Genomic DNA, 14,335 nt, shown 5'->3' with positions numbered 1-14,335 from the left:
GCTGCCGTTCATGCCAACCGCGCCATCAAAGCAGGTGACGGCAATCTCTTCATTACCGGCGGTGTTGAACACATGACGCGCGGCCCATGGGTTATCTCAAAATCATCCAAACCGTTTGGTAATGATTCCGAGATGCATGATTCCAGCTTTGGCTGGAGGTTCATCAACCCTAAAATGGAAGAATTGTATGGAACCGATGGAATGGGAAATACGGCAGAAAATCTGGTAGAAAAGTTTGATATCTCTCGGGAAGATCAGGATAAATTTGCGGCCTGGTCTCAACAAAAAGCAGCCAAGGCAAGAGAATCCGGTCGATTGGCTGAAGAAATTGTTCCGGTCGAAATCCCGCGAAGGAAGAAAGATTCTCTCTTGTTTGAAGATGATGAGTTTATACGCCCGGCAACTACACCTGAAGTTTTGGCTAAACTGCGACCCGCATTCAAAAAAGACGGCAGCGTAACAGCCGGCAATTCCTCCGGTTTAAATGATGGAGCGGCCGCAATGCTGATCGCGTCAGCGAAAGGAGTAAAAGATCACAACCTAAAGCCAATGGCACGGATTGTCTCATCCGGAGTAGCCGGTGTGGAGCCCAGAATTATGGGAATTGGGCCGGTGTATGCATCAGAAATCGCTTTGAATAAGGCCGGGCTGACTTACAATGATATGGACATTATTGAGCTCAATGAAGCGTTTGCGGCTCAATCTCTTGCCTGTACTCGGAAAATGGGATTAGAAGATGATGATCCGCGAATCAACCCAAATGGCGGAGCCATTGCGTTAGGCCATCCTTTGGGGATGAGCGGTGCTCGAATCCTGCAAACCGCAGCCATTGAACTGCAAAAGCAAAATAGGAAATATGCCCTGGTTACCATGTGTATTGGAGTTGGGCAGGGATACGCCGTGATTTTGGAGGGAATGTGATCACTTACTTCTTAATCGTTGAACTATACAAATACTCTGCGTAAATCTGCGGTGATCTCAGCGATAATCTGCGAGAAAAAGATGATATTATACTGACTGACTTACTCCACTTTTCCCTTGTCAATTTGTACAAAAGTGATCGAATTATAAAATTTTAGAAACTGACAGCTATTACGGATAGATCTTTGCTTCAATAATTTTATCCCCTACCTGCAGCTTATCAAGAACATCCAACCCGCGAGTGATCTCCCCAAAATTAGTGTAGTGACCGTCCAAATGGGGCGCCCATCGATGCATAAAGAAAAACTGACTGCCCTCCGTATCCGTACCTGAACTGGCAATTCCAGCCATTCCCCGTTTAAAAGTCTCAAATGAAGGCTCAGTGGGAATACGGTAGTCGGGTCCGCCAAAGCCATCTTGTCTGTCAAAATCCCCGCCTTGTGCTACAAAGTTTCGCACCACTCGGTGAAACACCACGCCGTTGTAGACGCCGGCTCTGGTAAGACTGTCAATCGATGAAACAGTAAACGGAGCTGATAGCGGATCAAGTCTGACAACAATGGTTCCCTTTTCTGTTTTCAACTCCCAGAATGGGCGCGTTCCCATTTGATAGAGTCGATCAATGTTCGGAAGTCTGAATGTTTTTTCAAACTGAACTTCAGCAGTTTCGAACTGTTCGGGAAACCTCTCCTCCAGAACCCTCTGTAAAATTTGAGCCTGTTCAAACATTTCAAGCTCAACATAGCGTTCATAAGCTCCATTAAGCATTTCATAGGAATCATCCGACAGCACCCGGTCACTTAAAAACACCTCAGCTAATCCATCCAGTGAACTTCTGTTTCCGTCCTCCAATACATAAGCGATCAAATCCTCAACAGAATCCCTGAATCGGTTTGGAATTCCTCTTCTTTGTAGAAAACGCGACATCATACGGCCGGCATGAAGAGCTTCAACTCCTCCACTTTTGATATGCTCGGAAAGCCTCTCGAAATACTCCTCGTCTGTATCCAGCGCGCTGTAAATAATCAGAAACTGTTCTTTCAGATAGGGATTTCTGCCGGATAGTTCATCCAGACGAAATCGGTGAGACGTTACACCCATCCCGTTTCTTAAAAACAGATTCAAAGAACTGATGAAAATTTCTGGATCACGGGTTGGTACTGTGATCTCTTCTTCAATTCTGTTTAGAAATGGCGGAGTTAACCGTTCATGCTGGGTCAGCGAAGTTAAAACCTGGACAACAACATGGTTATTTTTGTGATGCAGAAGTCTAAAAATGGGCTCGACGTCCTCAGTGTCCGGAACAGAGTTGCCCAATGTAGATGCTAAATCAACGGCTAGTCCGGCTCTTTCATTAAGCTTCTGATCCGAAAGCATATCCATGGCTACATAAAGCCCCTTCTTTCCCAACATTCTCACAATGGTCATGTCTACAAATTCGTCCTGCCCAACGCCAAACTCTTTCCACTGATTTTCAGTAAGTGAAGCTAAGAATGATTCAGGTTCCGGCCTGTTCACAGATGCGCGATAGTAGCCGTAAAGTAGATTTCGCCGGATTTCCGGATCTTCATTCTCTAAAGCAAGTCGAATAACCGTTTCATTGAGAGATTCAGGCACCTCCAGTCGCGACATGATACCGCCGATCGCTTTGGAGCACTCAGCCGAACGAGTCAGATCTCTGGAGGATATCAAATACTCAAGATCCTCGAGTTCGCCTAGTCTAAAAAACACATTACAAACTGATTTAGAGCTGATTTCATCAGAACGAAATGCATTACGAATTGAATTCAGCATATCGGCGTTCAGATCGTGAAAACTGATCGCAAACCACCCTCCTTTTGTATCTTCTCTAAACGCTTCTTCAATAAGCAGATTCAACTCAGATTTATCCACTTCCGTTTTTGCCAGTGCCTTCCATGCAAGGTTTGAGACTTCAGATTCATCATGATCCACAAATTCCATCAAACCGCTAAAGCTCCGATTAGCAATTTCCCGCGTTACTTCAGGATACTCCGCCTGTACAACTTCAGATTTCTGCAAGTACTTCTCATTTTCCGAACAACCCCAGAATAGGATAGAAATTAAGGAGAGGAGAAAAAAATTATGCGGTTTAAGATAAATGAAATTGAATTTTGAATGAGAAGTCCGTTTCTTACACATATTTCTTACAGTAAATATATAGGTTATGGATAAAGTACAGCTGACGCGTAAACAAAAGGAATTTTTCGATTACATCGTAGAATATAAAAAAGAGCATGATGTATGGCCGACCTATCGGGAAATCTCCGATGAGTTTAACTATAAATCTCCAAACAGTGTAACACAAAATATTCAAGCACTGTTAAAAAAGGGATACTTAATTAAGGGCGAGGATGATGAGTATGACATTCACCCCGATCATGAAGAGATTCTGGGTGTAAAGAACAGTGGAATTGAAGTGCGGGGTGTAATTGCAGCAGGATACTTGCAGGAAGCAGTTGAAGCTGATCTTGGAAAGATTACCTTGGATACCCTGTTTCCAAACCTGGATCAGATGTTTGCTCTGCGGGTTGCAGGAATGAGTATGAAAGACGCCGATATTTACGATGGAGACTTTGTACTTTTAATGGACAGCGATGTGAAGGATGGAGATATTGGTGCCATTCTCTATGACGGAGAAACTAGTCTGAAGCGTATTTTTTACGATAAAAATGGCCTCCGCCTGGAGCCGGCAAACGATGAATACAAAACCATACATGTTGAGCCGGATGTATTTGAGGAGGTTCGCGTGATCGGCAAATATATAGGTCATGTAAATCGAAACGGAATTCACAAAGCTTTTTAGAGTAAAGTACCGGTTCTATTTAATACGTATTTAAAACCGGCGCTTCTTACTCTTCGAGCTTTTCAGGTTGTTTCTCTTTTACCGTTTCGAGATGGCCGTTTGCCCCTTTTCGGGATTCAAATAGCTGAGAATCTTTAATCCATGCTCTTCCGCCATCGTGCTGAAGACGTTTACGGTTTTTGTATTTAAAAGCTTGTTTGTGTAGATCAGGTAAATTTTTCATATCAGTCGGTATTTTTTGTTTCGTAAAATACGTTAACTCTGCTATTTAGAAAAACTGTTTCTGCTGTCTGGCGTTCAAAAATATCCGATAAAAGTTTTAATAGAATCTACAGGTATCAATATTCAGCATAACATTTTCAATAAATACGTTTCAAAGTTTAGAAAGCTAATATTTATCCGTAAAAAACATTTCTAATACGCTTTTAGAATTATAGAAAAAGCATTATCTTTGGTTTCTATCCAAAAATTGAATTGCAATCAAAGAAATTATTTAATCCTATGTACGCTATCGTAAAAATCGGCGGGCATCAATACAAAGTTTCTGAAGAACAAACACTGTTTGTGAACAGGCTGCCTGAAGCAGAAGGAAAAGTTACATTTGATAATGTGCTTTTAGTAAAAGACGGAGAAGGAAAAGTAAAAATTGGCCAGCCTACAGTGAAAGGTGCGAAAGTTGAAGCATCCATTGTAGATCATTTAAAAAGTGATAAAGTGATCGTCTTCAAAAAGAAACGACGTAAAGGATATCGGGTAAAAAATGGTCACAGACAGCCGATCACCCAAATTAAAATTGACAAAATTTCGTAATTAACGACGACGAGGTATACCAATGGCACATAAGAAAGGTCAAGGCTCCACAAGAAACGGACGAGATTCAGAATCGAAACGATTAGGTGTAAAAAAGTACGGCGGAGAAGTTGTCAAAGCCGGAAATATTATTGTACGCCAGCGCGGTACCAAGTTTCACCCCGGTGAGAATGTTGGACGCGGCGGTGACGATACGCTCTTTGCACTCTCTGACGGTAAAGTAACTTTCAGAAGAAGAGGAAACGGAAGAAAATACGTTTCTATCGAACAGGTTTAAGGTTACCATTACCAAACTATTTTCTAAGCTCCGATATGTTTTATCGGAGCTTTTTTTATTTTGAGATACTATTCGGTTCTATGTTTAACTTCATAAGAGTTCATCTCAAAACCACAACACTATGACTCACCTTATCCCCGACTTCCCTGATTACCAATTTGGTTCGATATACTGTATCGGGAGAAATTACGCAAAGCACGCTAAGGAATTAAAAAATGAAGTCCCTTCAGAACCGGTCGTATTTCTGAAACCAAGAAGCAGTCTCATCTTTAACGGCGACTCAATTCAAATACCGGCTCAATCAAAAAATGTCCATCACGAAGTTGAAATGCTGGTTCTTATTGGTAAGACGACTACCAATGTGCCTGCTGAAAAAGCATTGGAATATGTGATGGGAATCGGAGTCGGGTTAGATATGACGGCAAGAGATCTTCAGTCTGATGCTAAACTAAAGGGCCTGCCCTGGACACTAGCAAAAGGCTTCGATACATTCGCACCGCTTGGAAATCTGGTGAAGTACCATCCAGAAATAAATTTATCCGATTTAAACGTATCGGTTTCCGTTAACGGAGAGAAAAGGCAATCCGGCAATACCTCTGACATGCTTTTCGACGTTCCCAGCCTGATCTCTTATTTATCAAAACAATTTACCCTTACAGCCGGTGACCTGATCTTCACAGGCACTCCTGAAGGAGTTTCTGCCGTAGAAAAAGGCGATTTAATTAAGGCCTCACTGGGCAACGGACTTTCAACACTGCAGGTTCATGTATCATAAACTGAAAACATATTTACTATTTACTCTGCTAACAATTCTTATCTGGCCGATGTCCCTGCGAGCACAAGAGAACCCGCTCTATTTTTTGAGTGACTCCACAGAGTATGCATGGCCAACAGATGCTACCGAGTATCTTTCTTCCACTTTTGGAGAAACCCGATCCGCCCATCTACACTCGGGAATTGACATCCGAACCTGGGGGCAAGAAGGTTATGGTGTATTTGCATCAAGAGATGGCGAGGTTCATAGAATTGGAATTGGTCCTAAAGGATACGGATATGTTATATATCTAAAACATTCCGACGGTTCATACACCGTATATGCTCATTTAAACAGATTTGAATCGGAACTCCAATCCATCGCTGATTCAATTCGGTTGCAAGATTATTCATTTGAATTGGAGCATACACTGGAAAATGAAAGAATTCAGTATAAAAAGGGCGAGATCATTGGATTCACCGGATCTACCGGAGTTGGCCCGCCACATTTACATTTCGAAATCAGAGACCCCAATTTTAACCCGGTCAATCCTCTTCTCACAAACTTAAATAGTTACGTCTCAGATACGATTCCTCCAATTTTCACACAATTAGGTATTGAGTATTTGGACTCGGATAATTATCGCTACAAAGATTTTGAGCTTTTCCCTGCTGAAAAAGTTGATGATGGATTTGATTTTGGTGACATCGAAGTAGAAGGACCTGTCGGCTTATCCGTAAATGTGCATGACAAAGCTAATCGAACCCCAAATTCGTATGCTGTCTACTCACTGAGAATGGTTCTTGAATCAGATACATTATTCCATTCTGTTAAAAACAGTTTTTCGTTTTCTCACTCCAGTGATATGTTTCTGGATCGCTCCTATCCCATTTTATCAGAGACCGGAAGAGGATTTCAGCGATTATACAAAGTTCATGGAAACCGACTTCCCATTTATCAAAAAGCTGTAAATGAAGGAGTTCTCCATTTAGATGATGGCATATATCCAGTCAAAATTATCGCAGAGGATATTTACGGTAATCAGTCGGTTGCTACTTTAAAACTAAACGTTAACCGTACGGAAAAAAATGAGCCTATACATTATGTAGCTTCCTACCCCTCTCCAGATTCTGTATTAAACAGAACTGTATATGATTGGCTTGAAACAACAGTGGTAAAGGAAGAGTCGTTACTCGCTTCCGCCGGACCTGAACTGCTTCCACCGGATTATCAAAATATAAGTTTCTACTATTCGGGCAAACAATCTGTTAAAAAAAGCCTGAGCCCAAATAAATTAGATCTGCTTCACACAGCTGATCAAAAGTTATGGATTCAATTTCCAAGGGGATCCCTCTATGACACACTTAATGTGCGAATGGAAATGACCCAAACGGCAAACCAAATTGACATTAAGCTCTCTCCAACGGAACTTCCAATAAGCAGATCGGCAACATTCAACTATATCCTGCCTGACGAATTTAAGGACCGCACCCGGCTTGCCCTTTTTTCGGTTGAACCGTTTAGAAATCGTGAAAAATTTATAAGAGCGGATAACTCTTCAGGTTTAATACGCGCTAGTATTGATGAAATTACAAATCTGAGAATTCGTGAGGATCGAGTCGCTCCCTGGGTCGGCCTGCCTGAAATTGCACAAAACCTGGCCGGAATGCATATTATCAGAATCCCGGTAAAAGATGGCGATACAGGAATTGATTATGAAAAATCGTCAATTATCGTAAATGACGAACCGGGAATTGTCGAATACGATCCGGAAGATAATTACCTGATCTACTACAATCCGGATTTTAAACCAAAACTTACCAATAGTATCGATTATCGTATTTATGACGGCGTTGGAAATCAGAAATCCCAAAACATAGATATTCGCTACAATCCTTAATCAGATATAAGCTATACAGCTCACTTCTACCAAAACATTTTTTGGTAGCGTCTCTACGGCAACAGTTTCCCGAGCCGGTGGATTTCCCGGAAAGCAGCTCCCATAAACTTCATTTACGACAGGAAAATCATCCATATTATCAAGAAATATTGTACATCTAAGCACCTTATCGAACCCTGAACCGGCCTCTTCCAATACTTTACCCAAATTCTCCATTACCTGTCCGGCTTGATTTTTTACCCCTCCTTCAATAATCTCATTCGTTTTCGGATCTAACGCAATCTGTCCGGAACAGTAAACCATATTGTTATGTACCGTTGCCTGACTATAAGGGCCGATAGCTGAAGGTGCTTTGTCTGTAGAAACTATTTTATGACTCATTTTGAATTTATTGTAACATTAGTGGTTCAGAGTACATTATATAGATAAAATTGATCTGGACTTTAAACAAAAGTAAATCATCTTATCGCATTATTGCGGAAAGCTCTATATATGGTTACTTTCTTATTAACGAATATAATCAACAACTGATAGAAAAAAACACATGAAAAGTCTCAAACCACTACTACTCATCTTTCTATTCGCGGGGATCCTTTGGGGTTGTGAAACTACAAGTCCATTAGTGAATGATGTACAGGTACAACTTCTTACTGGTAATTATGATGAAGCGCTCACAATCGTAGATAACGCTATTGCCGAAGACGAGAATAACTACGTTGCTCACTATTATAAAGGCTATGTTTTAAGTGTACAAGCAGAAACTCTCGAAGATCCAAGAGATCGACAGGAATATTACGAAAGAGCTCGTGAATCGTACGATCGTGCCAAAGAAATTATGTCTTCTCTTGAAGAAGAACCGGAAGAATATCAAGAACTTGAAGATACTGTCACATCTTTCTGGGCAGATGAGTTTAATGCAGGCGTAGACATTCTGAATGACGATAGCACCCGTGCTGCAACGCCCGATCCAAACTATACGGCTATTGCTCATTTTCAAAATGCTGCTACGGTCCAACCCGACAGTGCACTTACTTATCAAGTAATGTCTTCTGCGTATTTCAACGAAGAAGAAATTGATGAAGCAGTACGAACTTATGAAAAAGCCATGGATATGCTGGAAACTCCGGAAGCTGCTGATTATGAGTATATGGTTGGAATATTACTGGTAAACGAGTCCTATGAACGTGCCATCTCTTATGCCCAAGAGGGATTGGAAATGTATCCAGACGAAAATATTTTCATTCAACTATTGGCCGATGCATATCTACAGTCCGGGCAGCGTGAGGAGGCTATTGAATTAGTTGAAGGATTGATTGAAGAGGATCCGGAAAACCCTCAGTACAGACGAGTTCTGGGTACACAAATTTATCAGATCGTCAGTGAGCTTAATGATGAAGTAAGTGACCACTATGAAGAAGTATTTGAGTTGCGTCAGCAGCTGAGAAATGCATCGGGTTCTGAACAAGATCAAATTGAAAGCGAAATCGATGAACTTCAGTCTCTAATTAATCGGAAAGAAACAGACGCTGATGAGTTAGTGGAAATTGCCATTCGCGAAATGAAAAAGGTCACTGAGCTGGTACCCGACGACGAATCTGCTAACTTTATTCTTGGTATTATTTATCAGAACAGAGCTGCAAGCCTTTTTGATAGACGAAATAACACTGAAGACAATCAGGAAGCACAACAGTACGATGAGATGGCTCGTGAAAACCTGGAACAGTCTTTGGTATACTACGAACGTGCAGCTGAAATCAACCCGGATAATCCAGAAAACTGGCAATCACTCTTTCAGGTCTATACTATCTTAGGTATGGAAGACAAAGCCGAAGAAGCTTTGGAAAAAGCTGAAATGTAATTTCAATATCTCAAATAAACTATATGCATTATTTAAATCCCCGAATGACAAGCTTTCTGCTTGTCTTCGGGATTTTTTTTACCCTCTCCTGTGCTACATCAAATAGTTCAAACAATTTAGAATCTTCGGATCAGCTTACTGTAGATGAGCTCCAAGATCGACTTACCCAATTAGATGATCAATTGCAGAATGACGTGCAAAACAGTGCTCTGACAATTGAAAAGGCTTCACTCCTAGCAGAAATTTCTGAAAAAACAGATCCGCCTTCACAACGCCTGCCCTACTACAGAAATCTCCGTGACATGGCCGATGCAAATTATTCAGATCAGAATGTAAAACAAGAAATTGACCATTATATCCAAACTTCCTGGACTTTTGAGCAAACCGAAGGTGTGAAACTCCTGCAACAGAATCCCACGGGTATGGATCAGCAGATAACTGACGAGGTGATTTCTCATTTTAAAAACGCAATCACTGTAAATCCGGACAGTTTGGCAACCTATAATCTGCTTGCTAACACCTACTACAGGTCAAATAGATACGATCAGGCCATTCAAACTTTAGAAACAGCTTTAGAGAATATTGAGGCCGATCCTTCAGAAATCAGAGAAAAGCTTGCCTATCTCTATTTAGAGTCGGGAAATATTGATTCATCGATTCAGGTTTATGAGAACTTGGTTGATGATTACCCACAACGAGCACAAATCAGGCATGGACTTGCGAATGCTTACATGCTCAATAACGAGCACGAATCTGCCATTTTTATACTCAGAGATCTTATTGAAGCTTATCCCAACAGAATTGAATATAAAGAGTCGCTTGCAGGTGAACTGTACTTCAAATTTCGAAGCAGTGCACTAGAATACATCAACTCCGACCGCACTGTTTCTGAAACAGACAGGGATGATTTTCTGCAAAAATTGGATGAGATTACTAATCTCTACAATGAAATAGATTCTACGGTTCCTTTATCTGATGAGAACGCATACCGGAAAGCTGCTTATTTAAAAAACAGTGCCGGTTACCTGGCCGATCTATCCACAAATTCTACCGTCAATGATTTTGAAGAGTATCGAATTACACTTTTAAACAGATCGATGACACTTTGGGAAAAACTTTCCGAAAACAACCCGGATAACATCAGTTATATTCGCAATCTCTACGATGTATATATAGAACTTGGTATGACAGAAGAAGCTGAATCAATAAAAAGATCATATAATCTTTAAGCCATGAAATTTAACACCAAAGCAATACACGCGGGACAAAAAAACGAAGAGACAACGGGTGCAGTAATGCCTCCGATATTTCAAACTTCGACCTACGCGCAAAAAGCCCCAAATGATCATCAGGGATACGACTATGCCAGAGTTGGCAATCCAACCAGAACTGCTCTGGAAAAAATGATTGCCGGTCTTGAGGAAGCCGATGAGGGTATTTGCTTTTCGAGTGGTGTAGCAGCTATTGATGCGGTAATGAAAACCTTGCGCCCCGGGGATCATGTGATCTCTACAAACGATCTTTACGGAGGCACATACAGACTTTTTACTCAGATATTTGAAAATTATGGCATTAAGTTTTCATTTGTTGATATGACAAACATTTCTGAGGTTGAAAATGCACTTCAGGAAAACACTAAGTTGGTCTGGATGGAAACTCCAACCAATCCGCTGCTAAGAATTATTGACATTGAAGCGGTTACCAATCTAACTAACAGCAGGAATATATTGAGTGTTGTAGATAATACATTTGCTTCCCCCTACCTACAGCGACCACTAACATTGGGCGCAGATGCTGTAATGCATTCAACTACAAAATATCTTGGCGGGCATTCTGATGTAATTGGCGGAGCTGTTGCAACATCAAATAAAGATCTTATTGAGAAGCTGAGATTTCAAGTTAAGACATGTGGTGCGGTACCCGGACCGATGGACTGTTATCTTACTATCAGGGGTATTAAAACGCTTTCGGTCCGTGTACAAAGATCGGTTGAGAATGCGAAGAAAATTGCTACCCATTTATCTGAACATCCAAAAGTTGGTAAAGTTTTTTATCCTGGTCTGGATTCTCATCCTCAACACAAACTTGCTGCGAAACAGATGGATGACTTTGGCGCAATGGTTTCATTCAGTCTTAAAAATGACTCCATTGAAAAAGCTTCTGAGTTTATGAGCAAAACCGATATATTTACCCTTGCAGAGAGTTTAGGAGGTGTTGAGTCTCTGATTAGCCACCCGGCATCGATGACTCACGGTTCCATACCAAAAGATGTCCGTGAAAAAGCCGGATTAAAAGACTCACTCATCAGATTATCCGTTGGCATTGAAGATGTCGACGACTTAATAAAAGACTTAAATCAAGCATTCTAAAACTACCATAACAATATGAAGAACGCAGTAATTGTCGCTGCCAAACGAACGCCTCTTGGATCGTTTGGTGGAAGTTTATCATCATTTTCTGCCCCGGAATTGGGTGCAGCCGTAATTAACGAACTTGTAAAAACTGCAGGAATTAAACCAGATGATGTTCAGGAAGTTTTAATGGGTAATGTACTTACTGCAGGTATTGGACAGGCCCCCGCACGTCAAGCAGCTTTAAAAGCCGGAATGTCTGAAAAAACTCCGGCCACAACGATAAATAAAGTTTGTGCCTCAGGAACCAAAGCGATCATGATTGCAGCCGATCAAATTGCTTTGGGGCAAAATGATATTATGATAGCCGGTGGGATGGAAAGTATGAGTAATGTGCCCTACTACCTTCCCAAGCAACGATTTGGTTCAAAGCTTGGACACACACAGGCTGAAGATGGAATTCTTAAAGACGGTTTGTGGGACGTTTACAACGATTATCACATGGGAAATGCCGGTGAACTCTGCGCTAAAGAGTGCAATATTAGTCGCGAAGACCAGGATGAATTTGCTATTACTTCTTACAAGCGTGCAATTGAAGCTACTGAAAAAGGATATTTTTCAGATGAGATTGTTAAAATAAAAGTTAAAGACCGAAAAGGTAATGTAACCGAAGTTGAGCAGGATGAGGAGCTCGGCCGTGTAAACTTTGATAAAGTACATCAACTGCGTCCGGTTTTCGACAAAGAGGGAACAATAACGGCGGCAAACGCAAGCAGCATTAACGACGGTGCTGCAGCTGTATTAATCATGAGCGAAGAAAAAGCCAAAGAGCTTGGACTCAAACCACTCGCAAAAGTTCTCAGCCACGGCAGCGCGGCAAAAGCTCCGGAGTGGTTCACTACAGCTCCTTCTGATGCAATCCCTATCGCCTTGAAACGTGCGAATCTTAAAAAAGAGGATATTGATCTGTTTGAAATCAACGAGGCTTTTTCGGTTGTATCATTAGCAAACAATCAAATTCTTGAGCTGGATCCTGAAAAAGTAAACATTCATGGTGGTGCTGTAAGTATAGGCCACCCAATAGGTTGCTCAGGTGCCAGAATCATTGTTACGTTATTGCACGCACTTAATAGAACCGGCGGCAAATACGGTTGTGCCGGAATTTGTAACGGTGGAGGCGGAGCTTCTGCATTGGTTGTAGAAATGCTCTGATAAAGTTGAACAAATACATCTGTCACCCACTACAAATTTTTTGCATTTTAGGGGTGACGGATGTATAATATTTCCATCCGATTACCATTTATTCTGAACAAATTTTCACGCCAAGAAACATTTCGTCTATTCAAAAGTTGCTACTGTAGTTCTCCGTATTATTTTTTATAAATCATCATAATTCTGAAACAACCTCAATAATCGTATATTTACATATATCTATCAACTAGATAAAATTATTAACGGTTATCATCGTTTATATTTTCTGTAGCAAAACAAGGCATACTTATCATGAAAAAGGCATTATCATTACTTTTATTAGCATTTATTATCGCTTTTGCTGTTCCTAAAGCGCAAGCACAAGTTGGAATTACAGCTGTTCCTTTCCTTCAAATAGAACCTGATTCTCGCGGAGCGGGAATGGGTAGTACAGGTGTTGCAATCGCAGACAATGCCTCCGCCATATTTTGGAATCCGGCAGGCCTGGCATTTCAAAATCAAAACCAAATAAGTATTACACATGCAAATTGGTTGCCGGCGTTTAATGCAGACCTTTTTTATGACTATCTGGTAGGTACTTACCATGTAGAAGGAATTGGTACCATTGGAGGGCATATCACATTTTTAAATTTAGGTGAACAAGTACGTACTGACGAATTTGCTGAAAACCTTGGACGTTTCAACAGTTACGAAATCGCTGCAGGCCTTTCCTATGGATACCAATTATCTGAAAATTTCTCTTTAGGAACCGGAATACGCTACATCTACAGTTCATTAGCTGATGGAGAAGTAAGTGGACAAAAAATTAATCCCGGTTCAACTGTAGGCCTTGATTTGGCAGCGCTTTACAGAAGCAACGAATTTCAAGTGGGAAATCGAAACGCATCAATACGTGCAGGTTTTAATCTTGCAAATATTGGACCCGGTATGCAATACACAGATAACGCTCAGAAAGATCCTCTACCAACAACTCTACGTTTAGGATGGGCTTATACCATGGATTTAGATAACACGGGAATGAATACCATTACCTTTACCAATGATATCTCCAAAATCATGGCCAGAACAGAACGAACTGTGGATGGAAACGGTGATGAAACATTTGAGCCAATGGGTGTGGGAAAAGCAATTTTTAATTCCTGGGGGAGTTTAGAACGCACCACCGGTCAGGGTGAAACCGTATCACTAAATCTTGCTGAACAACTTATGTGGGGTTTCGGTTTGGAATATTGGTATAACGACCTGTTTGCTCTGAGATCAGGCTATTACTACGAGAATCCCGATAATGGAAATCGTGAGTTTGTTACCCTTGGAGCAGGGCTCAGGTATAATATCTTTGGCGTAGATTTCAGTTATATCTATACTTTAGAAGAAGATCATCCTTTGGCAAATACTATCCGACTCAGTCTTTTGGTAAATTTCCAATAA

General features: G+C 41.0%; 14 protein-coding genes. 11 read left to right on the top strand and 3 right to left on the bottom strand.

What is annotated here, in order from left to right:
* A partial coding sequence (locus ACESM0_RS04880) for an acetyl-CoA C-acyltransferase (protein ID WP_372904209.1) occupies positions 1 to 921 on the top strand: 921 nt, incomplete at its 5' end.
* Positions 922 to 1,092: 171 nt separating this feature from the next.
* Here ACESM0_RS04880 and ACESM0_RS04875 read toward each other — a convergent pair.
* Complete coding sequence (locus tag ACESM0_RS04875; RefSeq protein WP_372904207.1) at positions 1,093 to 2,961, bottom strand: peptidylprolyl isomerase; 1,869 nt, start codon at positions 2,959 to 2,961, stop codon at positions 1,093 to 1,095.
* Positions 2,962 to 3,106: 145 nt separating this feature from the next.
* Here ACESM0_RS04875 and ACESM0_RS04870 point away from each other — a divergent pair, with 145 nt between their 5' ends.
* Entirely contained in the window at positions 3,107 to 3,745 is a 639-nt protein-coding gene (locus tag ACESM0_RS04870; RefSeq protein ID WP_372904205.1) for a LexA family protein, read from the top strand.
* Between the two features lie 46 nt (positions 3,746 to 3,791).
* Here ACESM0_RS04870 and ACESM0_RS04865 read toward each other — a convergent pair whose 3' ends face one another.
* Complete coding sequence (locus ACESM0_RS04865; RefSeq protein WP_372904203.1) at positions 3,792 to 3,968, bottom strand: hypothetical protein; 177 nt, start codon at positions 3,966 to 3,968, stop codon at positions 3,792 to 3,794.
* A gap of 278 nt (positions 3,969 to 4,246) precedes the next feature.
* On the opposite strand from ACESM0_RS04865, the gene rplU reads away from it, so the two are divergent.
* From rplU to ACESM0_RS04845, 4 genes are all read left to right on the top strand, one after another.
* Positions 4,247 to 4,555: a 50S ribosomal protein L21 gene (gene rplU, locus ACESM0_RS04860; RefSeq protein WP_372904201.1), complete on the top strand. Its 309-nt coding sequence runs from the start codon at positions 4,247 to 4,249 to the stop codon at positions 4,553 to 4,555.
* Between the two features lie 22 nt (positions 4,556 to 4,577).
* The gene (gene rpmA / locus ACESM0_RS04855) at positions 4,578 to 4,832 is read left to right on the top strand and encodes a 50S ribosomal protein L27 (RefSeq protein WP_322572480.1); all 255 of its coding nucleotides are present in this window, start codon (positions 4,578 to 4,580) and stop codon (positions 4,830 to 4,832) included.
* Positions 4,833 to 4,953: 121 nt separating this feature from the next.
* Positions 4,954 to 5,607 (top strand): fumarylacetoacetate hydrolase family protein, encoded by a 654-nt coding sequence (locus ACESM0_RS04850; RefSeq protein WP_372904198.1) that lies wholly within the window; start codon positions 4,954 to 4,956, stop codon positions 5,605 to 5,607.
* Complete coding sequence (locus tag ACESM0_RS04845) at positions 5,597 to 7,486, top strand: M23 family metallopeptidase (protein ID WP_372904197.1); 1,890 nt, start codon at positions 5,597 to 5,599, stop codon at positions 7,484 to 7,486. The genes ACESM0_RS04850 and ACESM0_RS04845 overlap by 11 nt, the downstream gene beginning before the upstream one ends.
* On the opposite strand, the gene ACESM0_RS04840 is transcribed toward ACESM0_RS04845, so the two are convergent.
* The gene (locus ACESM0_RS04840; protein ID WP_372904195.1) at positions 7,487 to 7,867 is read right to left on the bottom strand and encodes a RidA family protein; all 381 of its coding nucleotides are present in this window, start codon (positions 7,865 to 7,867) and stop codon (positions 7,487 to 7,489) included.
* A 163-nt stretch (positions 7,868 to 8,030) separates the two neighbouring features.
* Here ACESM0_RS04840 and ACESM0_RS04835 point away from each other — a divergent pair, with 163 nt between their 5' ends.
* From ACESM0_RS04835 to porV, 5 genes are all read left to right on the top strand, one after another.
* Positions 8,031 to 9,344 carry a tetratricopeptide repeat protein gene (locus ACESM0_RS04835; RefSeq protein WP_372904193.1) on the top strand — a complete coding sequence of 438 codons (1,314 nt, stop codon included), beginning with the start codon at positions 8,031 to 8,033 and terminating at the stop codon, positions 9,342 to 9,344.
* 23 nt (positions 9,345 to 9,367) lie between these two features.
* A complete protein-coding gene (locus ACESM0_RS04830; protein ID WP_372904191.1) occupies positions 9,368 to 10,573 on the top strand; it encodes a tetratricopeptide repeat protein in 1,206 nt (401 codons plus the stop codon).
* A gap of 3 nt (positions 10,574 to 10,576) precedes the next feature.
* Positions 10,577 to 11,713, top strand: coding sequence for a cystathionine gamma-synthase (locus ACESM0_RS04825; protein WP_372904189.1), 1,137 nt, complete (start codon positions 10,577 to 10,579; stop codon positions 11,711 to 11,713).
* 15 nt (positions 11,714 to 11,728) lie between these two features.
* A complete protein-coding gene (locus tag ACESM0_RS04820) occupies positions 11,729 to 12,907 on the top strand; it encodes an acetyl-CoA C-acyltransferase (RefSeq protein ID WP_372904187.1) in 1,179 nt (392 codons plus the stop codon).
* A gap of 291 nt (positions 12,908 to 13,198) precedes the next feature.
* Complete coding sequence (gene porV / locus ACESM0_RS04815) at positions 13,199 to 14,335, top strand: type IX secretion system outer membrane channel protein PorV (protein ID WP_372904185.1); 1,137 nt, start codon at positions 13,199 to 13,201, stop codon at positions 14,333 to 14,335.

Source organism: Rhodohalobacter sp. (assembly GCF_041686455.1).
Lineage (GTDB): Bacteria > Bacteroidota > Rhodothermia > Balneolales > Balneolaceae > Rhodohalobacter.
This window is presented reverse-complemented; position numbering and strand designations above follow the sequence as displayed.